Source organism: Streptomyces sp. NPDC007896 (assembly GCF_042959425.1).
Taxonomy (GTDB): domain Bacteria; phylum Actinomycetota; class Actinomycetes; order Streptomycetales; family Streptomycetaceae; genus Streptomyces.
In genome coordinates this window covers 1-20,559 of the sequence record NZ_JBIBKX010000031.1, presented here as the reverse complement: position 1 = coordinate 20,559, position 20,559 = coordinate 1, and the positions used below count along the sequence as shown (strand labels likewise).

The window sequence follows — 20,559 nt, the reverse complement described above, 5'->3', positions numbered from 1 at the left end:
GTGGAGTGCGATGGGGCAGGGGGCATCTCGCGCGGTTGATGACTACTGAAAGTGAGTCACCGTACGCGCAAGGTCTTGAGGGTGCGCAGTGACGCGGTGAGCAGTTCGGCATAGCCGGCCTTGCTCATCCGGGCTGGGGGGTCGAAGCCGAGCACGTGCTGACTGGACACGTTCTGGGGCTCTGTGTATTTGAGGAGGCCTGCCCGGCCGTGTCGGCGTCCGAGGCCGGAGTCCTTCATGCCGCCCATCGGGGCGCCCTGGGAGGCATATGCGGAGGCATAGCCCTCATTGATGTTCACGGTGCCCGCTTCGATTCGGGCGGCAAGTCGGCGGGCTCGGCGGACATCGCGGCTGAAGACGCTGGCATTGAGCCCGTAGACGGAGTCATTCGCAGCGCGCACCGCCTCCTCCTCGTTCTCGAACGGGTAGACGGACACCACCGGCCCGAATGTCTCGTCCCGCCACAGCGGCACCTCAGGGGTGACTCCGGTGAGCACGGTCGGCTCGTAGAAGTAGGGGCCGAGGTCCGGGCGTGGCCGGCCGCCCGCCACGACGGACGCACCTGCGGCGCGGGCCTCCTCGACCTGGGTACTGATCCGGTCCAGCTGCCCCTGGGAGGTGAGTGAGCCCATGTCGGCCGTGAAGTCCAGCTGTGCTCCCAGCTTCATGGCCCGGACGCGTGCGCCGAAGCGTGTGACGAACTGCTCGTACAGCGAGGTGTGGACATAGATGCGCTCGACCGAAACACACAGTTGTCCGGAGCTTGCGAAGCATGCTCGGACGGCAGAATCCACGGTGTGGTCGAGGTCGGCGTCGGCCAGCACCAGGAGCGGGTTCTTGCCGCCGAGCTCGAGGGAGCAGCCGATCAGGCGTCGACCGGCCTGTTCGGCGATGGTGCGGCCGACGGCCGTGGAGCCGGTGAAGCCGATGAAGTCGGCGTGCTTCATCATGGGGTCCCCCACCACCTTCGAGCGCCCCAGTACCACCTGCCACAGGTCTGCGGGAAGGCCCAGCTCCTGGAGCAGTGCGCGGGGCCAGAGACTGGACAGCGCGGTCTGGTTGTCGGGTTTGTGGACCACCGCGTTGCCGGCCAGCAGGGCCGGGATCACGTCCATGCCGAGGGCCAGGGGGTAGTTCCACGGCGTGATGATGCCCACGACGCCCTTCGGGTGAGGTGTCTCGACCGCCTGGGTGAGCAGGGGGAAGGCTCCCTGCCTGCGGTGGGGCCGCAGGACCTTCGGGGCCTGCCGGGCCGCGTACAGCGTCGACGACGCCGCTTCCATCAGTTCTTCGAAGGCGTGGTGGCGAGCCTTGCCGTTCTCCCACTGGAGCAGATCGAGGATCTCGTTCCGGCGGGACAGCATCGCGTCGTGGAGCCGCAGGAAGGGCTCGGCTCTGCGACGCGCCGGCAGGGCGGCCCAACTGCGCTGGGCCTCACGCGCGGCGGCGAAGGCATCGGCGACGTCCGCGGCCGTGGACTGGGGTAGAACGGCGAGCTCGTCGCCGGTGAACGGGGCGGTCGTGGCCACCGGTTCGCCGGTGGCGGCAACCCCTGCCGTCAGCCTCCGGACCAGCGGGGCGTCCGGCCGTCCCGCGTCGACAGCAGAAGTACTCCTTCGACCCTCCGAGGACTTTCTCATCGGTCACCTCCAAACAGGATTCCATCCATGCCATGGCGTTCTCACCGATAGAGGACATCATGCGATGTACATGGACGATGTATAGGAAAACATGTACTAAGTACAGGCGTCAAGCAAGCCACGAGGTGCGGGGCTGCAGATCACGCACGTCACCCACCGGATACACCCGAACTTGGCGTGCTCCGCCGCCAATACGGAAGGCGGCGCGACACAGGGACCCATCAGCACTCCCTCCGCCTTGACACTCGTACGTCGTACATGCTCACCTGTACAGCATGCATGTACGACGTACAGTCCAGGAAGGTGGACGTCAGATGAATGAGAACCGAGCGGGAGGCGGGCGCAATGCGCTGGCCGACCCGCTTGCCCTGCGCAACGGCATCACGCTGCCGAACCGGCTCGCCAAGGCCGCGACCAGCGAGCATCTCGCGGACCGTCAAGGGGCACCCACCAATCAGCTCATCACCGCCTACCGGGCGCTGGCGCTCTCCGGGACCGGGTTGCTGATCAGCGGCAATGTCATGGTCGACGGCACGGCGCTGGAAGCGCCGCGCAACGTGGTCATCGAGGACGGCCGACACCATGAGCAACTGCGCCGTTGGGCCGCGGTGACCAACGGCACCGAAGCCAAGTTCATCCTTCAGCTGTCACACCCCGGGCGGCAGACGATGCGCGGCAACGTGCTCCCCGGGCGCCGGCAGGAGGTCGTCAGCTCCTCCGCGGTGCCCCTCGCCGTGGGTGGCAACGCGTTGTTCCGGGCGCCGCGTGCTCTGTCCGACGCGGAGATCACCTCGATCATCGGCCGCTTCGCCCGTACCGCCAAGGTGGCCGCCGATGCCGGCTTCCACGGCGTAGAGATCCACGCCGCACACGGCTATCTCTTCAACCAGTTCCTGTCGCCGCTGGTCAACCAGCGCACGGACCGCTGGGGCGGCTCGCTGGAGAACCGAATGCGGCTGCTCATCGAGACGGTGCGCGAGGTCCGGGCAGCGACCTCCAACCAGTTCCTGATCGCGGTCAAGCTCAATTCCGCCGACTTCCAGCGCGGTGGCTTCGACGCCGAGGACTCCCTGGCCGTCGCCCGGTCCCTGGAGCAGGAGGGCATCGACCTGTTGGAGATCTCCGGCGGAACGTTCGAGAACACCGCCATGGTCGCGGGTGCCTCTCAGCGGGAGTCGACCCGCAAGCGGGAAGCGTACTTCCTCGAGTTCGCGGAGCGATTCTCCCAGGAAGTGTCGGTACCCCTCATGCTGACGGGCGGATTCCGCAGCCGGCAGGGCATGAACGACGCGCTGGACAGCGGTGCGGTCGACGTCGTCGGACTGGCGCGCCCCATCACCTACGAGCCGGACCTGCCGCAGCGCCTCCTGGACGGAACCGCCGAGAAGAGCCTGGTGACGCCGAAGACACTCGGCCACAAGAACATCGACGACCTCCTCAACAGTGCCTGGCACCAACAGCAGATCGCCCGCATGGGCCGTGGTAAGGCCGTTCGCCCCGATCGCGGCCCCGTGATCGCCCTCGCGATCGCTCTCCTCACCACCGCCCGGGACCTGTTGCTGCCCCGGCTGGCGCCCAGCTGACCACGGAATCTCTCCCCGTCTCACGCGCCGCGGCAAGCCGCCCGCACCGCTGGCTTCACCCCCGAAGGAGAACGTCATGGATCTGCAACTGACCGACAAGGTAGTGGTCGTCACCGGTGCCGCCTCAGGCATCGGACAAGCCACTGCCCGTCTGCTCACAGAGGAAGGTGCCGTTGTGGTCGGTGTCGACCGCGATCCGGTCGACACCGGTCTCGGCGCGCGGGGCACCGCCGTCCAAGCCGACCTCACCGACCGCGCGACACCGGCCCGGGTGATCGCTACTGTGCTGGAACAGCACGGCCGCATCGACGCCCTGGTCAACAACGCCGGCGGGCTCCATGCCCGCAGCAGCTTCCTGGACATCACCGACGAGCAGTGGCTGGCCACTTTCGATCTCAACTTCCACGCCGCCCGCCGCATGAGCCGCGCCGCCGTGCCCGCCCTGCTCGACAGCGGTGGCGGCAGCCTGGTGCACGTCGGCAGCGACTCCGCGCGGCTGCCGGAGATCGGCAACATGGACTACGCGGCGGCCAAGCTTCCGCTGCTGGCACTGTCCACTTCACTGGCCACCGAGTTCAGCCCGCAGGGCATCCGCTCGAACGTCGTCATCCCCGGGCCCACCCGCACCCCGCTGTACGACCGGCCCGGCGGCTTCGGCGACCAGGCCGCCGAGCTGTGGAGTACGGACCGGGAGAGCGCGATCACCCGTATGGTGACGGAGATCCGGCCGCTGCTCACGGGCCGGATTGGGCAACCGGACGATGTCGCGCAGGTCGTCGCATATCTCGTCTCGCCCCTGTCCCGCCAGGTCACCGCCGCGGAGTGGGACGTCGACGGCGGTGCCCTGCGCCGCATCTGATCACTGTGCGTGGCGAAAACTGTTTCACCCGCGGTGACTTGTAGGGGTGAACGACATCGAGATCTTGATGTTTCGCCACCAGCCCGGCGTCGTACAACACGCCCACGGACGCCTCCGGTTCGAGCCGCATTCCTCAAGTCCCAAGCTTCCTCGATCGTGGCGACCGACGTGCTCGACGTGGAAACAGTTCTAGGAGAGCCTCATGCCCCCGATCGGTAAGCCGAAGACCGGCACGATCGTCCTGATCCACGGTTTGTGGATGACTCCGCGCAGTTGGGAACAGTGGAGCGACCGATACACCGCTTCGGGCCACCGCGTACTGGCGCCGGCCTGGCCCGGGTTGGAGGGCACGGTGGAGGAACTGCGGCGCGACCCGTCCTCGATTGCGGGTGTCGGACTGGGCGAGATTGCCAACCACTACGAACGGACCATCCGCGGCCTGGACGAGCAGCCAATCATCATGGGCCACTCCTTCGGAGGCGCTCTCGTGCAGATCCTTCTGTCCCGGGGCCTCGGCGTCGCAGGCGTAGCCATCGATTCAGCCCCGGTCAAGGGTGTGCTTCCGCTACCGCTGTCCACGCTCAAATCGGCCTGGCCCGTACTGGGCAACCCTGCCAACAAGAACAAGGCAGTGGGCCTGACCCCGCGCCAGTTCCATTACGCGTTCACCAACACACTGACCGACCAGGAATCACAGGCGGTCTACGACCGGCACCACGTGCCCGGCTCCGCGCGCGTCCTCTTCCAGGGCGCGTTCGCCAACTTCAACCCCCGTGCCACCACCCGTGTCGACTTCCGCAACAACAGCCGCGCACCGCTGCTGTTCATAGCCGGAGGAGCGGACCACATCGTCCCACCGAAGGTGAACAAGGCCAACGCCCGGCTCTACCGCAAGTCGTCGGCCGTCACCGATTACCACGAGTTCCCTGACCGCTCCCACTACACCGTCGGACAGGACGGCTGGGAGGACGTCGCCGACTTCGCCCTGGCCTGGGCCGTCCACAACAGCCGAGCCCACGCCTGAAACGCCCGGAGTCCCGCCCTGCAGGCAGTCCCCACCCTGACGTCCTCGCTGACCGGCCGGTCGGCAGCGGAACCAGGCGTTCGGCCCATCGCGCGGCCACCGATCGCCCCGGCGCAACTGCCCCAGCCGCGTGGCCGGCAGGTGTGGGGCGGTGCGCTCGCAGGCCGTGTCCGCGACCTGTTCGGTGGCATAAGCCCGCCGTGCTTCGGCCTTCGGCTCCAGCGCGCGCCAGTACCGCCGACGCCGACCGCCCAGTGCGGCACCACCCCCCAACTTCAGAACGACAGGCTCGGGGCCCTCGACTACGACCCTCGGTTGAGAAACCCACCTTCGGAGAGTGCCTCGACTCCCCCCAAGCAAAAGGGCGTTGTCCGCGGCGAGAGGTGCAGTCGTTGACCGATTTGCTTGTTCGTCATACCCGCGGCGGCGAGCCTTGCGATCTTGTACTGCTGAGGTGACAGGCGGCTGTCCGCCGAGTCGCCGGCTTGCACGGTCGCGAGGCCTGATGCTCGCGGTTCGCTCCGCGCGTGAATCGTCCCGGTCTGCTCAGCACGGCTCGGCAGCACCGCCAGGGCTTACGGAGCGTTCGAGGGAGTCGGTCAACCACAGGTGGGACGCGCCGAAAGTGACCGGGTCGCCGCTGGCCTCGGCCACGAGCCGCCAGTAGCGGCGCATCCGCGGGACACGGTCGGCGGCCACGTAGGCCAGCAGTCGGCGTCTGAACTGCGGGGAGTCACTGCCGCCGCGGACCGAGGCATGTGCCGCGACGAACCGGTCGAGTTCCGGGCCCACGCGGGGAGGTTCGCCCGCCCGCACCCTGGGCTGGGCCAGCGCGCACGCCTCACTGATCCCGTTCAACAGCTCGTCCTCGTCGGCGATCAGTTCGGCGTTGGCCCGCGCCATGGCCAGCAGACCCCGTGTCAATGCCCGGTCCCCGGCCAGAGCGAACAGTTCCGCGAATGCGACTACTTGCGCCGGGGACGGGTCGGTGGGCGGCCCGGGCACGGCCATGGTCACGAACGCGGTGAGTATCGCCTCAGATACCGGGGCGACCATCGTGCGCCTCCAGAAGCCGATCAGCGCGTCGCGAGCGGCACCACCGTTCGCCACGGCGGCCAACAGCTCCAGCCTGGCGGCCCGGACGGCCGGTCCCGCCTCCTCGACAGCGCGCAGTGAGGCCCGCCGCCAGGCCAGGTCCGCGAGTTGCACGTCGAGCGCGGCCCGCTCGGCCGCGACGACCTCGGCCACGGAGCGTTCACCGGCGAGCACCATCCTGATGGAGGGCAACCCGAGCCCGAGCCCGCGCAATTGTCTGACCAGGCCCAGCCGCTCCACGGCCGCCTGGTCGAACCTACGGTGCCCGCCCGTGCTGCGCACCGAGTCGACGATGCCCTCGTCGCAGTAGAAGCGAATGGTTCGCACCGGCACACCGGTCAGCCGTGCCAGGTCGCCGATCCCGAGCGTCTCATCGAGCAAAGGCATTTGAACCTCCACTGGACTGGAGTTTCTACCGTACTGGCGTCACCCCGTGGGAGGAGCATTCGTGATGACGTCGACGCTGGACACCGCACGGCTCGCAGAGGACCTGTGGGAGCAGACCAGAGGGTTCACCCGCGCGGTCGCCGGAAGGGACCCGGACACGCGGGTGCCCACCTGCCCGGAATGGCCGCTGCGTACCCTGGTCGGGCACGTCGGCCAGGAGCACCGGTGGGCGGCCGAACTCGTGCGCCGGGGCGAGCAACTACCCATCCCCGACCCGCGGCAGGCCGAACCCGGCGCCCCGGACGAGTGGGCCCGGTGGCTGCGCGAGGGCACGGAGGGATTGATCAGCACGATCCAGGAGACCGGCGCGGACACCGAGACGCGCACATTCTTCGGGCCGCGGCCCGCGGCCTTCTGGCTGCGCAGGATGCTGAGCGACACCTGCGTCCACCACTACGACGCGGCGTTTGCGACGGACACCGCGTTCGAGACAGCCGACGACCTCGCGGCCGACGTGATCAGCGAGAACCTGGACCTGCTGTCCACACCGGGCTTTGAGACGACCAGGCCGGCGGTCGCCGGGCTGCGCGGCCGGGGCGAGCGGATCGGATTCCGGCCGAGGTCCACGGAGGGCTGGGTGATCACCAGGGCACCTGAGGCGCTGCGGTGGGAGCGCGGGCCGGTCATGGCCGACGTGGTGGTGTCAGGGGCCGTGGCGGACCTCATGCTCGTGTTTTCCCACCGTCTCCCGCCGGAGGACGACCGCGTGACGGTGACGGGCGACCGCGCGCTGCTGAACCACTGGCTGGCCCACGCGGCGCTCTAGCCCCAGGTGAACCGCAGTGTCGGCGGTCGCCGATGCCGCCGCCACGCTCGCTGTCTCCCCGGGTGGCTTCATTTGGATTCGACGGCAGCGGTTGTCGACAGGCTGGAAGGCAGTGACTGATCGTCAATCTCGGGGATTTACACGGGAATTGACGTCATGCGACGCCCGTCGGCCGGGTCGGAAGGTCTCGCTCACCGCCATGGAAGATGCGATCCAGGTGGTGCTCCAAGACGGCGACGGCCGACTCGGGGCTGCGCTGGCCGACGAGGATGCCGGTGCCGAGTCCCGCGGACATGGCAAGCAGACCGGCTGCCTCCAGTCTCGGTTCCACACCGGGCCGGAGCAGACCGGCCTCCTGTGCCTGCCGGAGGATTCCGGTCACGGCGTCCTCGGCGGCGTCGGGGTCCTTGATGAAGGGCTGGGCGGCGAGTGCGGAGTCATTGACGGCCAGCATGGCGTACGAGGTGTACACGAAATGGAAGGTGCGGCTCTCCTCGTCCGTGGGCAGGGCCGCCATCAGCAGCGCCTCGACCATGGCACGCGGTCCGGGACTGTCCCCGCTGTCCTTGATCCGGGTGGCGACCCGTGCCCCGAACCTCTCCGTCAGGTACTGCAGCCCGAAGAGCAGCAGCTTCTCTTTGGTCTCGAAGTAATACTGCACCAGCCGCAGTGACACGCCTGCCTCGGCCGCCACATCGCGCATTCCCACGGCATGCAGCCCATGCCGCCCGGCAACCCGGACTAGTGCCTCGGCGATCTCGGTGCGGCGCTCCGCATGATCCACGCGCTTGGGCATCGGCCTTCTCTCCTCCGCTCGCCGTTTCGCTGGTACGACCCTGCCGGGACCCGTTGATGATACAGCGGTACCATCATGGTGGTACGTTCGTACCATAAAGGAACTGAACCCGGAGGTGCCTGTGCCCGAGACCACTGCCCGCCCTCAGGCCGACGTCGGCCGCTACGTGAACGAAGCCTGGCGCGACCGCTACTTCGCGGCCTGCGACGCGGTCTACGCCCTGGGAGCGCCCGCCCTCGCCGAAGAGGACGTGGAGACGTCCTTCGGCGCCACGCACGTCTACCGCTACGGTCCCGCGACCCCTGCCGCCCGGTCCCGCACCCCGGTCGTCCTGGTGCACGGTGCGGGCTCCTGCTCTGCCATGTGGTACCCGAACACCCGCGCGCTCAGCGCCGATCGCCCGGTCTACGCGATCGACACCCCGGGCGACCCCGGACGCAGCGTGCAGCGCGAACCCATCCACCAACCGGAACGCGCCGCACAGTGGCTGGACGAGACACTCGCCGGACTCGGGCTCGACCGCGTCCACCTCGTCGGCTCCTCGTACGGCGGTTGGCTGGCGCTGAACCAGGCGCACCGCAGGCCCGACCGCCTCGCCTCGGTCACGCTGCTCGACCCCGGAGGCCTGGAGAAGGTGGGACTTCGCTTCTTCGTCTGGATATTCGCCAGTCTCTTCGCAACCTTCGCCCCCAAGGCGCTCCGCCCACGACTGGCAGCCTGGCTGGAGCAGCCGGTCCTCGTCGTGCCGGAGCTGCGCACGATGATCAGAACAGCCGTCCGCGCCTACCGCATACGCCGCCCGGCCCCTCTCCCCCTGACCGACGACGAGCTGTCCACCATCCGTACCCCGCTCTACCTCGCACTCGGCAAGCGCAGCCTGCTCGTGCACCCACAGCGGCAAATGGAGCGCGTGCCCCGCCTGATACCGGGAACCCGGGCAGAGATCATCTCCAACACAGGTCACGGACCACAGATCGACCACGCGGAAGAGGTCAACCGCCGAATGCTGGATTTCATGGACTCCGTCGACTGACAATCGCCGCCGATGAGCCGGGGAGCCGGCCTCGGCCCCAGTTCAAGCCGACCCCTAGTACCTGCCGTCAGCCAACCCGGGTTCCTGAGGTCCATGCCGACTCCCAGTCTTGGGCATGTCTACTGCGGACCCGTCTTACGTGAGCTGCGAGATGACGTCTGCGATCATCGCCACCCGATCGGCCACCTCACCGGCTGGGACATCGATGAGGTCGTAGCCGAACTGCCGATAACTCCGCTCGTGGATCTGCTCGAACGCCAACGACTCCTGGAAGCTCATCCGGCGGGCGGCAGTGGGCTCACAGAACCCGATGTTGCGGATGAAGAAGAATTCTTGCAGTTGTCTGAGGATCGATGTCTTTCCTGCGCCGGGCGTGCCGGTGAGGATGTACCGCTTCATCACGAGTTCCCGTTCCATTTCCGTTGGCCGATATGGAGGTTCATCCGCCCGCGTCACGGTCGGTGACGCAGGCGGTGAGGTAAGCGCTCCCGTCACGCTGAGCGTTGTGAGCCCACTTGAGTGCGCTGCGGATATGGACACCGGGCAGCTCTGCCAGGTCTGGCGGGGGCAGTTCGGCGGCGAGTGCGATGAGGGCTGCGGTCCTGGCCGGTCCGACCTTGACGCCGTGGCGCGCGAGTTGGTCGTTGAACGCCTTGCGGCTGAGGGGCTGGCCGGGCCGCACGCCAGGGGAACAACCGTGAAGTCCGGTTGGCCAGGCGGCGGGCGAGAGCGGAGCGCCGGCGCGGCGCCTTGACGAGTCGGTGAGCGAGTTCGGCCAGGCTGGGCGCTATCCACAGCGTGAATTTCCGAACTGGAGGAACATGCTATCCGAGGCACCACGTATCTGATCGGTGGTCAGGTAACGCAGACGTTCGCCGGGGATGCCACAAAGGAGGACGGGGGATCCGACGGCGCGGACTTCCAGCGGCATAGACCGTCTTCAGCAGCGCGACATCCCGCAAAGCGCACGTACGGGTTGGTAGGCAGTGGCACACGCGGCCGACGGGGCACATACACGCTCTTCGTGTTGTGCACGGAGCCGCTGCCCTCGGAGACGTCACCGATTGCCGCCTGGTTTCAACCGCGACGCCAAGCGGACCGAGCGGATCACCGAGCCACTGAACCGGCCGCCGGCTGAATCGCGGTCGGTGCACGAGGTAACTCCAGATCAGCGCGGCCTCCAGCGGAGGATGAAGGCGGGTCTCAGCGACGCGCTCGTCCTGGCGTCAGGCGCGGCGGAAAGCAGCGCTCCCTTGTCCGGGTGATGCCGGTACGGCGCGACGGGCGACTGCGCGCAGCGAAACGGCGGCCTCATCGCTCTCCTCCAGCAAGTCCAAGCCGCACGCAGACACGCAGCCCGCAGATCACCGTGGTGGTAGCGGCCACTGCTCAATGTTGACACTGCACACTCTCGTCCTCTAATGTGTGCAGCGTACACATTAGGGCTTTTCGGCGAGCCCTTCCAAGGCAGAAGGTCAGCCCTCCCGCTCTGGCCTCGCCTTGTGGCGCGAGCGTCCGGCCTGCCGAACCATTGGCAAGGACACGTTGCCAACGCATCCCTTGGGCGTGTGCGGGAGCCCAACATCTCAGCCGTGCGAACGGAGCGCCATGAAGGCAATATCGATTAGGGAACCGGGTGGTCCTGAGGTTCTGGAATGGATCGAGGTCGAGGACCCGCTGCCCGCAGCCGGCGAAGTCGTCGTCGAGGTGGTGGCCAGCGCGGTGAACCGGGCGGACGTCGCGCAGCGGATGGGCCGGTACCCGATGCCGCCAGGGGCATCGCCGTACCCGGGGCTGGAGGTCTCGGGCCGCATCAGCGCCGTCGGCGAGGGCGTGACTGGCTGGCAGGTAGGCAACGAGGTCTGCGCACTGCTGGCGGGAGGCGGCTACGCACAGAAGGTCGCTGTCCCCGCAGGACAGTTGCTCACGGTACCCAAGGGAATCGGCCTGGTCGAGGCGGCCGCCTTGCCCGAAGCAGTCACCACGGTCTGGTCCAACATCGTCATGACCGGGAAGCTGAAGGAGGGCGAGACGCTTCTCATGCACGGCGGAGCCGGAGGCATCGGCACCTTTGCGATCCAGATCGCCAAGGCAATCGGCGCTCGCGTCGTCACCACCGTCGGAGGCTCTGAGAAGGCCGCCCGAGCACGTGAATTGGGCGCCGACCTGGCGATCGACTACCGCACACAAGACTTCACCGAGCACGGCCCCTACGACATGATCCTCGATGTCATCGGCGGCCAGTACCTTGAACGAAACGTCCAGTCTCTGGCTACCGACGGACGCCTGGTTGTCATCGGCCTGCAGGACGGCCTCATCGGGCAACTCAACCTTGGCGAGCTGGTATTCAAGCGGGCATCGATACACGGCACCACCTTGCGCTCCCGTCCGGTAGCACAGAAGGCCGCCATCGTGGCCGAAGCGCAGAATGAGGTCTGGCCGCTGATCGAGAACGGCGCCGTACAACTGGTCATCGACCAAATCCTGCCGATGGCCGAGGCCGCCGAAGCACATCGACTTCTGGACCTTGGCCAGCACATCGGCAAGATCTTGCTGGTGAACGGATAGTTCTGGCGTCCGGTATCGGCAGGCGCTGAATCCGTGTCCTTACTCGGTCCGCTCAGCAAGGCGTCGCGTCGGTGAAAGATGGGCCCTGGACCAGGCGTGCCGTGCCGAGGTGGGAGATCAGTGCGGCGAGTGCACCTTCCGGCGGCCTGGGACTGCACGGCGTTCGTGTCGCTGGGGCGTGGGATGTATCAGCGCTCTGCAACACGATGCCTGGTCCTACGTGGCCGGGTTGACCGTGGGCCAGGACATCTCCGAGCGGATCCAGCAGACCGAGGGCCCCGCGCCTCAGTTCAGTATGGGCAAGTCGCTCCCCGGGTTCGCCCCGATGGGGCCGTGGGTGGTCACCGCGGACGAGTTCGACGACCCGGACGACCTCGAACTCGGCTGCGCCATCGACGGTGAGACCGTGCAGCACTCCCGCACCAGCAACCTGATCTTCCCGGTGCCCCAGCTGGTCGAGGGCCTGTCAGCGACTCTGGCGCTGCTGCCCGGTGACGTGATCTTCACCGGCACCCCGGCCGGCGTCGGCGTCGGCCGCAACCCGCAGCGGTGGCTGCAGCCGGGCGAGGAGCTGGTCAGCTACATCACCGGCATCGGCGAGCTTCGTCAGCGTTTCGTGAGCGCCTGAACCGGGAGCGGCGATCCGCTATCGGCCATCATCCGAAAGGAGCCGCGCCCATGGCCTACTCTGATGACAAGTATTTCCGGTTCGAGTTTGATACCGGGGCGGCATTCGTCACCATCGACCACCCGCCGATCAATCTCCTTGACGAATATCTGTCGCAGGAGTTTGACAGACTCGGCAGGGAACTCGAGGCGGATGAGAGCGTCCGGGTCGTGGTCCTGCAGAGTGCGGTTCCCGAGTTCTTCATAGCTCATTCCGGCCTGGGGCGGGTTGGAACGCTTTCTAAAACGGTTTCCAATACTCGCAACTTTCGTCTTACGCAGACGATCGGCGAGCGGTTCAGGAACATGCCCAAAGTGAGCATCGCCAAGATCGAGGGCCGGGCGAGGGGCGGAGGCAGTGAGATCGCGCTGGCCATGGACATGCGTTTCGCAGCCGTCGGCAAAGCCGTCTTCGCCCAACCGGAAGTGGCAATCGGTCTCGTTCCGGGCGGTGGTGCCACGCAGAGACTGCCGCGGCTCATGGGGAGGGGGCGCGCCTTGGAGGTGCTCCTGGGCTGCGACGACATCCCGGCGGAAGTAGCAGAACGCTACGGCTACATCAATCGGGCACTGCCGGCGGACGAGCTGACTCCTTTTGTCGAAAAGCTGGCTCACCGCATCGCTTCCTTTCCTCCGCATGCCATCGCCCATGCCAAGGCATCAGTCGATTCCGGAGCATTCGGTTCGCTGTCGGAGGGGCTACTGGTGGAGGCCCACGAGTCCGATCTGAGCGTCGCCAGCGAGGTGACACAGGCACGCATGAAGGAAGCACTAAAGGCTGGCGCCGAAACTTATGAAGGCGAGTTGGAGATGGCCTACCTGTCGGAACTCTCCCGCCGTTCGCCTGAATGACAAGCGGATCCCGCCCAGCCCACTCGGACACCGCAATGCTCCGCTGGGCCATTGGAGGCCGTCGCATGAAAAAGCTCTTCGCCCCCGAGCCCAGCCGCATCGGACGTCCGGACGGGCCGGCGCAGCCCGATGCGGTCGGCGTCGAACATCTCGGCGGCTCACCGGTGGACCTCGTCCGCGACCTCACCGAACTGCTGGATTCCGGGCAAGTCCTGCACCGGCTCTCGGACCTGGTGCGCTACGCCTCGGACGCGAGCCCCTACCGGCTTCTTCCACAAGTCGTCGTGCAACCACGAGAGGCGCGCGACGTCGCCGCGGTGTTCGACTACTGCCGCCGAACCGGGCGGCACGCCACCTTCCGGTCCGGAGGTACCAGCCTCAACGGCCAGTCACAGTCCGACGACATACTGATCGATGTCCGGCGCCACTGGGCCGGAATGACTGTCGAAAACGACGGCGCCCGCCTGCGGGCGCGCCCAGGCACGATTCTGTCTCACGCAAGCGCCGTCCTGGCACGGTATGGGCGCCGGCTCGGTCCCGATCCCGCCAGCGCCGACGTAGCCACCATTGGCGGGGTTGTCGCCAACAACGCGGGAGGCATGCGGTGCTCGCTGCCCCGAAACGCGTACCACTGCGTAGCCGGGATCACCTTCGTACTCCCCTCCGGAACCACGATAAACACCGACTCCCCCGACGCCGAATCCGCGTTCCCCAAGGCCGAGCCCGAACTGGCTGACGGCCTGCTCGCCCTTCGTACGGAAATACTCGCCGATAAGGAACTCGTCGAACGGATCAGGCACAAGTACACAATCCGCAACACCACCGGATATGCCCTCAACGCCTTTCTCGACGCAGAAACGCCGCTGGAGATCTTCCGCCGGCTGCTCGTCGGCTCGGAAGGAACCCTGGCCTTCATGGCCGAGGTCGTGATCGACACCCTCCCCAACCCCGGACTCACCACTGTGGCGTGGATCGCCACCGAATCCATCGACGCGGCGGCACGCTTGGTACCCGCGCTGGTCGACCTGGGCGCGGAGGCGGTGGAACTGATGATGGCGCCCGCGTTGACCGTGGCGGCACAGGCATTCCCGGGCGCCCCCTCCTACTGGCGCACGCTGGATCCCAAGTCGGCAGCCCTCCTCGTGGAGTTCCGCGGCGAGGCCGACGCACTCGATGACGCCGAGCAGCACGTCCGAGAGCTTCTCGCGGACACCCCCCTGCTGCATCCGATCGAGTTCACTCGAGACGAGGACCTCATCGAATGCGACTGTCGGGTGCGCGAGGGCCTGCTCGGCATCGTCGGTCACCTGCGACCAGAAGGCAGCGCAGTCGTCAACGAAGACGTGTGCTTCCCTCCCGCACGTATCGCCGACGGTGCCCACGACCTGCAACAACTGCTCAGCAAGCACGGATTCCTCCCCGGAGTCGCCGGCCACGCCGCCTACGGCAACCTGCACTTCACCTTGACTCCCATACTTTCCGAGGCAGCCGACAAGGAACGCTATGGGGCATTCATGTCCGACCTGGTCGACTTGGTCATCGGAAAGTACGATGGCTCACTCAAGGCCGAACACGGCACCGGACGCAACATGGCACCCTTCGTCAAACACGAATGGGGCGCCAAAGCAACCGACATCATGTGGCGACTGAAGCGTCTCGCCGATCCACATGGGGTCCTCGGGCCAAACGTCATCCTGACGACCGACGACGGAATCCACCTCAAGGATTTCAAATCCACGCCTAAGATCGAACAAGTAGCGAACCTGTGCATCGAATGTGGATTCTGCGAAGCCACGTGCCCCAGTCACAATGTGACGACGACCCCTCGGCAGCGGATCGCCCTCCGCCGGGAGATGGCCCGGCAACCCGAGGATTCTCCGGTGCTCGCACAGCTCCAGGCCGAGTATGAATACGACGGCATCGAGACGTGCGCCGCTGATGGAACCTGCGCCATCCCGTGCCCTGTGCAGATCAACACCGGGGACCTGATCAAGGGATTCCGCCGTGCCGAGTCCACCACTTCCCGTGAGCATGCCGGGCTGGCGGCAGCCAAGCACTGGGGCCAGATCGAAAGGCTCGCACGCACAGCGATGTCGGCGGTCGATGGCGTCCAGTCCCGCATCGACGTGAAGGTTCTCACGGAGCTGACCGACGCGGCACGATGTGTCGTCAGCAGCGATCTCATCCCCTCGGTGCCGGGTCCCATGCCCCACCCGGCACCCGCCCACCTCCCGCATACCGAGCGGCGGTCTGGGTACGCCGTGTACTTCCCGGCCTGCATCAACCGCATCTTCGGGCGCGACCCCGACAAACCGAGCACGCCGTCGCTCCCGGAAGCGTTCGTCTCGCTCTCCGCCCGCGCCGGCATGCCCCTGTGGATACCCGATGACGTGCGCGGACTGTGCTGCTCGACGCCCTGGGCGAGCAAAGGTCTCGCAGACGGGCACCAATGGATGGCGGATGCGATCTGCGACGCCTTCTGGCGGTGGACCGATCACGGCTCGCTCCCCATCGTGATCGATGCCGCGTCCTGCACCCATGGGCTGCTCGAGGATGTCGCCAAGCACGTCGACGACTCACGGCGCGCTCAGATGGAGGCCATGAGTATCCGAGACTCGATCACCTGGTGCCGGGACCTGCTTCCCCGTCTCTCAGCGAACCGCAAGCTCGAGACGGTCGCACTGCATCCGACGTGTTCCACGACCCACCTCGGGCTCAACCATGCCCTCAAGACCATTGCGTCCTTCCTGGCCGACACGACCGTGGTGCCCGTCGGCACAACCTGCTGTGGCACTGCGGGAGACCGCGGTCTGCTCCATCCGGAGTTGGTGGTCTCCGCGACACGGGACGAGAAGGCCGGACTCGAGGCCTCTCCGGCTCAGGCGTACCTCTCGGCAAACCGCACATGCGAAATGGGTCTTCGACACGCTACCGGGCGGCCATACGAGTCCTTCATTTTCCTACTCGAAGAACTCACCAGACCATCTTGAGCTGATACGCGCACGCACACTCGCTGATAGTTCGCTTCGTACTCGCTGACATCCGCAATGCTGTTCCACTCGTGGAAGATCTGCTGCGGCTCCCGGCCAAACCCGCGCACGCACTCCCGCGACGGGCCCGGGTTCTTGCCCGCAGCGTCCAGCTGAACGAGTTGGCCCCAGGTCGGCGCCACTGCGGCCTTCCCGGGTGTCGTCGGCTCAGGATGTGGAAGCGGGGCCGGGCGGCAGGTGGACCGTCATGATCAGGTGGCAGGACTCGGTGCCGGCGCCGCGGTAGGTGTGGGTGGCGTCGCCGTCAAAGGTGGCGGTCTGTCCGACTTCGACGAGGTGCTCGGCGCCGTCGACGATCAGGGTCATCCGGCCGGCGGTGACGCTGACCGTTTCTACGACTCCGGCCTGGTGGGGGTGGCTGGGGTACTCCTCGCCCGGTTCCAGTTTCCAGCGCCAGACCTCGACCGGTGCCGGGCCCGAGGTCGTCAGCATGAGCCGGGCCTCGCTGCCCTGCGCTCCGGTCCACAACGGCATCACGGCGTCGGCGGCCACGACGCGAACGCGCCCTTCGGACGGCCCCTCCATCAGCGCGGACACCGAAATGCCGAGAGTGTCGGCCAGCCGGACCAGGGTGGCGAAGTTCGGGTTGCCCTGTGCCTTCTCCAACCCGACCAGGGCCCCCTTGCTGACCTTGGCGCGACGGCCGAGCTCGTCCAGGGACAGGCCCGCGCGGGTGCGGGCCGTCCTGACGTTGTGCGCGAGCGTCCGCAGGGCTGCCTCTGTCTCGGCCATCCGATCACCATCCTCGCCAGTGGACCACTTTAATGCACTGTCCGGTCGTTTTGTTGACACACGCCAGTCGGTTCGTTGTACCGTCTAGTCGTTCCATCGAGATCGTAAGGGATGTACCGTGATCGCTCTGCTGCTGGCCCTGGGCAGCTCACTCGCCTACGGATGCGCCGATTTCCTGGGCGGCCTGGGGGCCCGTAAGGCTCATGTGCTGCGCACCGTGATGATCGCGGCCCCGGCCTCGCTCGCGGTCGAGCTGCTGCTGTGGCCGTTCCTCGGCGCCTCGTTCAGCGCCGACGCCCTCGCCTGGGGCGCCGCGTCCGGCATCGCCTCGGCCGCCGCATTCGCCCTGCTCTACCGCACCCTGGCGATCGGCCCGATGAACGTACTCTCGCCCGTCACCGCCCTCGTGTCCGCCATGCTGCCCGTCGGCGTGGGCCTGCTGCAGGGCGAGCACCTGGGCGCTGCCGGGCTGGTGGGCCTGCCGCTCGCGCTGGTCGCGGTGGTGCTGGTCAGCGCCGGACATGGCGCCGGAACAGCACGCCCGTCCCGCACCGCGCTGTTGTTGGCCTTCGGCGCGGGAGGTGCCATCGCCTTCCAGCTGATCTTCCTGCACCAGGCGCCCTCCGACAGCGGCGTGGCCCCACTGATCATCGGCCGGGCGGTCTCCTCTGCCGTCATCCTGGCCGCGGCCGGCCTCATGTACCGCAGGCTCGGCTCCGAGCGCCCCGCGTACGCGATGTCGACAGCCGCCGGCGTGCTGGACTCCATGGCGAACCTGCTGTTCCTTCTAGCCGCACGCAGCGGGGACCTCACCGTCGTCGCCGTGATCACCGCTCTCTACCCGGCCGGCACCGTCCTGCTCGCCCGTAGCGTGCTCGCCGAACGCATCCGTCGCGGCCAGCTCGTCGGACTGGGCGCCGCCGCCGTCGCCGTCAGTCTCCTCGCTCTCACCTGACCCCCCGCTCCCCTCTCCCTCCCCCGCCTCCGCCGACTACGTAAGGAGCACAGCATGTTCATCCAACCCTGGGACACCAGCCTGGACGAAGCCGAATGGCAGAGCTGGATAGCCGAAGGGCACGACTTCGGAATCCTGAGCGTCAACGGCCTGCCCAGCCACCCGCCCGTCGCCGTCCCCACCCACTTCACCAGCGACGGCGACCACCTCCTGGTTCACCTCGCCCGTCCCAACCCGGCCTGGAAGTCGATCGACCACGACCCGAACGTGCTCCTCACCGTCTTCGGCGACTACGCATTCATCCCCGGCCCATGGCGCGCCACAGCCGGTACCCCGCCCACCGACGGCGTCCCCACCAGCTACTACACGGCCGTACAGTTCACCTGCCGCGCCCACATCATCGACGACCCCGAGGCCAAGGCCGAGCTGCTGCGCCGCCAACTCGCCCACTTCCAGCCCGACGGCGACCACGCCCCCGTCGCCGCCGACCAGCCGCCCTACGGCCGGCTGCTGCCCGGCATCCGCGGCCTGCGCCTCGAAGTCACCGACGTGGCGGCCAAGTTCAAGTACGACGACCACAAGCCCGTCGAGCACCGCACCGCCGTAGCCGACCACCTCACTGCCCGCGGCACGGGCCTCGACGTGCCCACCGCGCTCCAGCAGCGCCGCCGCCTGGACCGCATCGGACCCTGGAATCCCTGACCCGCGCCCATTCGCACGCACGCACTCAGGAACGGAACCCCGCTCATGACCGTCTTCCGCCTCAGCCCCGCCGTCGCCGACGCCTTCCCCGACACCCTTATCGCCCTGGTCACCGCCACCGGCCTGCGTAGCCATGAATCCTGGCCCCACACCACCGCCGCCGTGGAGGACCTGGAGCAGCAACTCGCCGACGGCACCTGGCAGCCCGCCAACGAGACCGACCCCCGTATAGAGGCGTGGCACACCGCCTACCGCGCCTTCGGCACCAACCCCCGCCGTATCCGCCCCAGCGTCGACGCGCTCGGTCGCCGCCTCGCGAAGAAGGGGGCCCTGCCGCGTATCAATCCGGCCGTCGACTCCTACAACGCCGTCTCCGTCCGCCACGGCCTGCCCGCCGGTGCCTTCGATCTCGACCACGTCACCGGCGACGTCGACATCCGCCACGCGGACGGCACCGAGACCTTCACCCCGCTCGGCGAACCTGAGTCCACCGAGAACCCCAAGCCCGGCGAGATCATCTATGCGGACACCACCGGCGTCCTGACACGCCACTGGAACCACCGCGACGCCCACCGCACCCGCGTCACCATGGACTCCACCCACGTCACCTTCGTCCTCGAAACCCTCCACTCCACCCGTGACGGCGACCTTCTCAAGGTCGCAGCCGAGGAGTTGCAGGGCCTGCTCATCCCGCACGCCGAACAGACCGCCGTGCACTACCTCAGCCCGGCACGGGACCAGGCCACCGCCTGAGTCCTCCACCCGGCCTCGGACCCGCCTCAGCGCCCCGCCCTCCGACGTCCACCCAGCCAATCCAGAGCCAGGCACAAAGGAGCGACGGCGAGCCCGGACGGATGGGCACCTATGGCGTGACAGGGTCGACCTGCTTCTCGGGGTACGCGGTAGGAACGTACCGATTGACGAGACTGGTTGGTCCGGCGGGCTGTGGCGGGCCTTTGACGCGGCTGGAACCTGGACGATCGCGCCGTACGACATCCAGCGCTTCCCATCGGAGGCATCAGTCATACTGCGCGGCAAGGGCATGCACCACAACGCCGGCACCTTTCCCAACGGCGACACATCGCACCCGTCTTCGAACCCCGGGACGCCGAACGGGACATGCGGGTCGTTGCGAAGGACCTGAACTGCACCGCGGTACGGGGCGTACGCGGGCCTGGAGGTGCGGTTCTCACCCTTCCCCTACGAGCTGACGAACGCCGAGATGCTGCCACTGTTTACCGACTGCGCCGAACGGGCGGAGCGGCTACGCCGGGACGGCGCCGAGGTCACCCTCGTCACCGTCTGCGAACTCAGCCTCGCCCGCGGCCACTTCGGCAGCATCAGCGACTTCCACACAGGCACCTGCACCGTTGACTTCGCCTGGCACTCCTGCCCCGCCAGCCTGGCCTGCGACAGCAGCCCAGTCCAAGTCGCCTACGGCGGCCCGCAGTCCTGTCGGCAGCCACGCTTACCGTCCGTATCCCTGCGGCGCTCATCTGGAGCCGGCCACCGACTCCGCGCCCGAGCCGTTACCGAAGCAGAACGCGGAGGGCACGCACCTCGGGTGCCGGCCCGGGCCATGCGCATCCCCGGAAACCGTCCCCCCGGCACCACCGACACCCGCCAGAGAACCACTCGCAAAACAAAACCGCTCGGCCGGTTTCACTATAGCCTCGCCCGAGGCCCACGCAAGAGGCACCAACACACCCCCGCGACCACCCGACCCCGAGCCTCGCACACCACCCCCAACCCCCGGAAGACACCCGCAGAACGGAATCAAAACCCCCGCTT

18 protein-coding genes and 2 pseudogenes are annotated in these 20,559 nt (G+C 67.5%); 12 read left to right on the top strand and 8 right to left on the bottom strand.

What is annotated here, in order from left to right:
- Positions 1-56: 56 nt before the first annotated feature.
- On the bottom strand, positions 57-1,640 hold the full coding sequence (locus tag ACFZDJ_RS51940; protein ID WP_391070082.1) for a succinic semialdehyde dehydrogenase: 1,584 nt from the start codon (positions 1,638-1,640) through the stop codon (positions 57-59).
- A gap of 314 nt (positions 1,641-1,954) precedes the next feature.
- Between ACFZDJ_RS51940 and ACFZDJ_RS51935 the strand changes: the two genes are divergently transcribed.
- From ACFZDJ_RS51935 to ACFZDJ_RS51925, 3 genes are all read left to right on the top strand, one after another.
- On the top strand, positions 1,955-3,223 hold the full coding sequence (locus ACFZDJ_RS51935; RefSeq protein ID WP_391070080.1) for an NADH:flavin oxidoreductase/NADH oxidase family protein: 1,269 nt from the start codon (positions 1,955-1,957) through the stop codon (positions 3,221-3,223).
- Positions 3,224-3,299: 76 nt separating this feature from the next.
- Complete coding sequence (locus ACFZDJ_RS51930; RefSeq protein WP_391070078.1) at positions 3,300-4,082, top strand: SDR family oxidoreductase; 783 nt, start codon at positions 3,300-3,302, stop codon at positions 4,080-4,082.
- 202 nt (positions 4,083-4,284) lie between these two features.
- The gene (locus tag ACFZDJ_RS51925; RefSeq protein WP_391070076.1) at positions 4,285-5,106 is read left to right on the top strand and encodes an alpha/beta fold hydrolase; all 822 of its coding nucleotides are present in this window, start codon (positions 4,285-4,287) and stop codon (positions 5,104-5,106) included.
- A gap of 302 nt (positions 5,107-5,408) precedes the next feature.
- Here the strand turns inward: ACFZDJ_RS51925 and ACFZDJ_RS51920 are convergent, their stop codons facing one another.
- Both ACFZDJ_RS51920 and ACFZDJ_RS51915 read right to left on the bottom strand, forming a co-directional pair.
- Complete coding sequence (locus ACFZDJ_RS51920) at positions 5,409-5,597, bottom strand: LuxR C-terminal-related transcriptional regulator (RefSeq protein WP_391070074.1); 189 nt, start codon at positions 5,595-5,597, stop codon at positions 5,409-5,411.
- A gap of 55 nt (positions 5,598-5,652) precedes the next feature.
- Complete coding sequence (locus tag ACFZDJ_RS51915) at positions 5,653-6,588, bottom strand: MerR family transcriptional regulator (RefSeq protein ID WP_391070072.1); 936 nt, start codon at positions 6,586-6,588, stop codon at positions 5,653-5,655.
- A gap of 64 nt (positions 6,589-6,652) precedes the next feature.
- Here ACFZDJ_RS51915 and ACFZDJ_RS51910 point away from each other — a divergent pair, with 64 nt between their 5' ends.
- Positions 6,653-7,414 carry a maleylpyruvate isomerase family mycothiol-dependent enzyme gene (locus ACFZDJ_RS51910; RefSeq protein WP_391070070.1) on the top strand — a complete coding sequence of 254 codons (762 nt, stop codon included), beginning with the start codon at positions 6,653-6,655 and terminating at the stop codon, positions 7,412-7,414.
- Positions 7,415-7,568: 154 nt separating this feature from the next.
- Here the strand turns inward: ACFZDJ_RS51910 and ACFZDJ_RS51905 are convergent, their stop codons facing one another.
- Positions 7,569-8,210 carry a TetR/AcrR family transcriptional regulator gene (locus tag ACFZDJ_RS51905; RefSeq protein ID WP_168515484.1) on the bottom strand — a complete coding sequence of 214 codons (642 nt, stop codon included), beginning with the start codon at positions 8,208-8,210 and terminating at the stop codon, positions 7,569-7,571.
- 121 nt (positions 8,211-8,331) lie between these two features.
- Here ACFZDJ_RS51905 and ACFZDJ_RS51900 point away from each other — a divergent pair, with 121 nt between their 5' ends.
- Positions 8,332-9,243: an alpha/beta fold hydrolase gene (locus tag ACFZDJ_RS51900; RefSeq protein WP_391070068.1), complete on the top strand. Its 912-nt coding sequence runs from the start codon at positions 8,332-8,334 to the stop codon at positions 9,241-9,243.
- 135 nt (positions 9,244-9,378) lie between these two features.
- Here the strand turns inward: ACFZDJ_RS51900 and ACFZDJ_RS51895 are convergent, their stop codons facing one another.
- The 3 genes and pseudogenes from ACFZDJ_RS51895 to ACFZDJ_RS51885 all read right to left on the bottom strand — a co-directional run.
- Complete coding sequence (locus ACFZDJ_RS51895; protein WP_391070066.1) at positions 9,379-9,642, bottom strand: hypothetical protein; 264 nt, start codon at positions 9,640-9,642, stop codon at positions 9,379-9,381.
- Between the two features lie 40 nt (positions 9,643-9,682).
- Positions 9,683-9,925: a hypothetical protein gene (locus ACFZDJ_RS51890; RefSeq protein ID WP_391070064.1), complete on the bottom strand. Its 243-nt coding sequence runs from the start codon at positions 9,923-9,925 to the stop codon at positions 9,683-9,685.
- 552 nt (positions 9,926-10,477) lie between these two features.
- A pseudogene (locus ACFZDJ_RS51885) lies at positions 10,478-10,645 on the bottom strand (TetR family transcriptional regulator); the annotation flags it as partial.
- A gap of 206 nt (positions 10,646-10,851) precedes the next feature.
- On the opposite strand from ACFZDJ_RS51885, the gene ACFZDJ_RS51880 reads away from it, so the two are divergent.
- The 4 genes and pseudogenes from ACFZDJ_RS51880 to ACFZDJ_RS51865 all read left to right on the top strand — a co-directional run bounded on the left by ACFZDJ_RS51880 (position 10,852) and on the right by ACFZDJ_RS51865 (position 16,319).
- The gene (locus ACFZDJ_RS51880) at positions 10,852-11,811 is read left to right on the top strand and encodes a zinc-binding dehydrogenase (RefSeq protein WP_391070062.1); all 960 of its coding nucleotides are present in this window, start codon (positions 10,852-10,854) and stop codon (positions 11,809-11,811) included.
- 205 nt (positions 11,812-12,016) lie between these two features.
- Positions 12,017-12,439: pseudogene (locus tag ACFZDJ_RS51875) on the top strand (fumarylacetoacetate hydrolase family protein); the annotation flags it as partial.
- 50 nt (positions 12,440-12,489) lie between these two features.
- On the top strand, positions 12,490-13,329 hold the full coding sequence (locus tag ACFZDJ_RS51870) for an enoyl-CoA hydratase-related protein (RefSeq protein ID WP_391070061.1): 840 nt from the start codon (positions 12,490-12,492) through the stop codon (positions 13,327-13,329).
- A 65-nt stretch (positions 13,330-13,394) separates the two neighbouring features.
- Positions 13,395-16,319, top strand: coding sequence for an FAD-linked oxidase C-terminal domain-containing protein (locus ACFZDJ_RS51865; protein ID WP_391070059.1), 2,925 nt, complete (start codon positions 13,395-13,397; stop codon positions 16,317-16,319).
- A 207-nt stretch (positions 16,320-16,526) separates the two neighbouring features.
- Here the strand turns inward: ACFZDJ_RS51865 and ACFZDJ_RS51860 are convergent, their stop codons facing one another.
- Complete coding sequence (locus tag ACFZDJ_RS51860; RefSeq protein WP_390938692.1) at positions 16,527-17,111, bottom strand: cupin domain-containing protein; 585 nt, start codon at positions 17,109-17,111, stop codon at positions 16,527-16,529.
- A gap of 118 nt (positions 17,112-17,229) precedes the next feature.
- On the opposite strand from ACFZDJ_RS51860, the gene ACFZDJ_RS51855 reads away from it, so the two are divergent.
- Genes ACFZDJ_RS51855 through ACFZDJ_RS51845 form a run of 3 tightly spaced genes read left to right on the top strand, consistent with a single transcriptional unit; the run spans position 17,230 to position 19,521 of the window.
- Positions 17,230-18,066 carry an EamA family transporter gene (locus tag ACFZDJ_RS51855; RefSeq protein ID WP_391070057.1) on the top strand — a complete coding sequence of 279 codons (837 nt, stop codon included), beginning with the start codon at positions 17,230-17,232 and terminating at the stop codon, positions 18,064-18,066.
- Positions 18,067-18,120: 54 nt separating this feature from the next.
- A complete protein-coding gene (locus tag ACFZDJ_RS51850; protein WP_390938688.1) occupies positions 18,121-18,768 on the top strand; it encodes an FMN-binding negative transcriptional regulator in 648 nt (215 codons plus the stop codon).
- A 45-nt stretch (positions 18,769-18,813) separates the two neighbouring features.
- Positions 18,814-19,521: a phenylalanine--tRNA ligase beta subunit-related protein gene (locus tag ACFZDJ_RS51845; RefSeq protein ID WP_390938686.1), complete on the top strand. Its 708-nt coding sequence runs from the start codon at positions 18,814-18,816 to the stop codon at positions 19,519-19,521.
- Positions 19,522-20,559 lie beyond the last annotated feature (1,038 nt).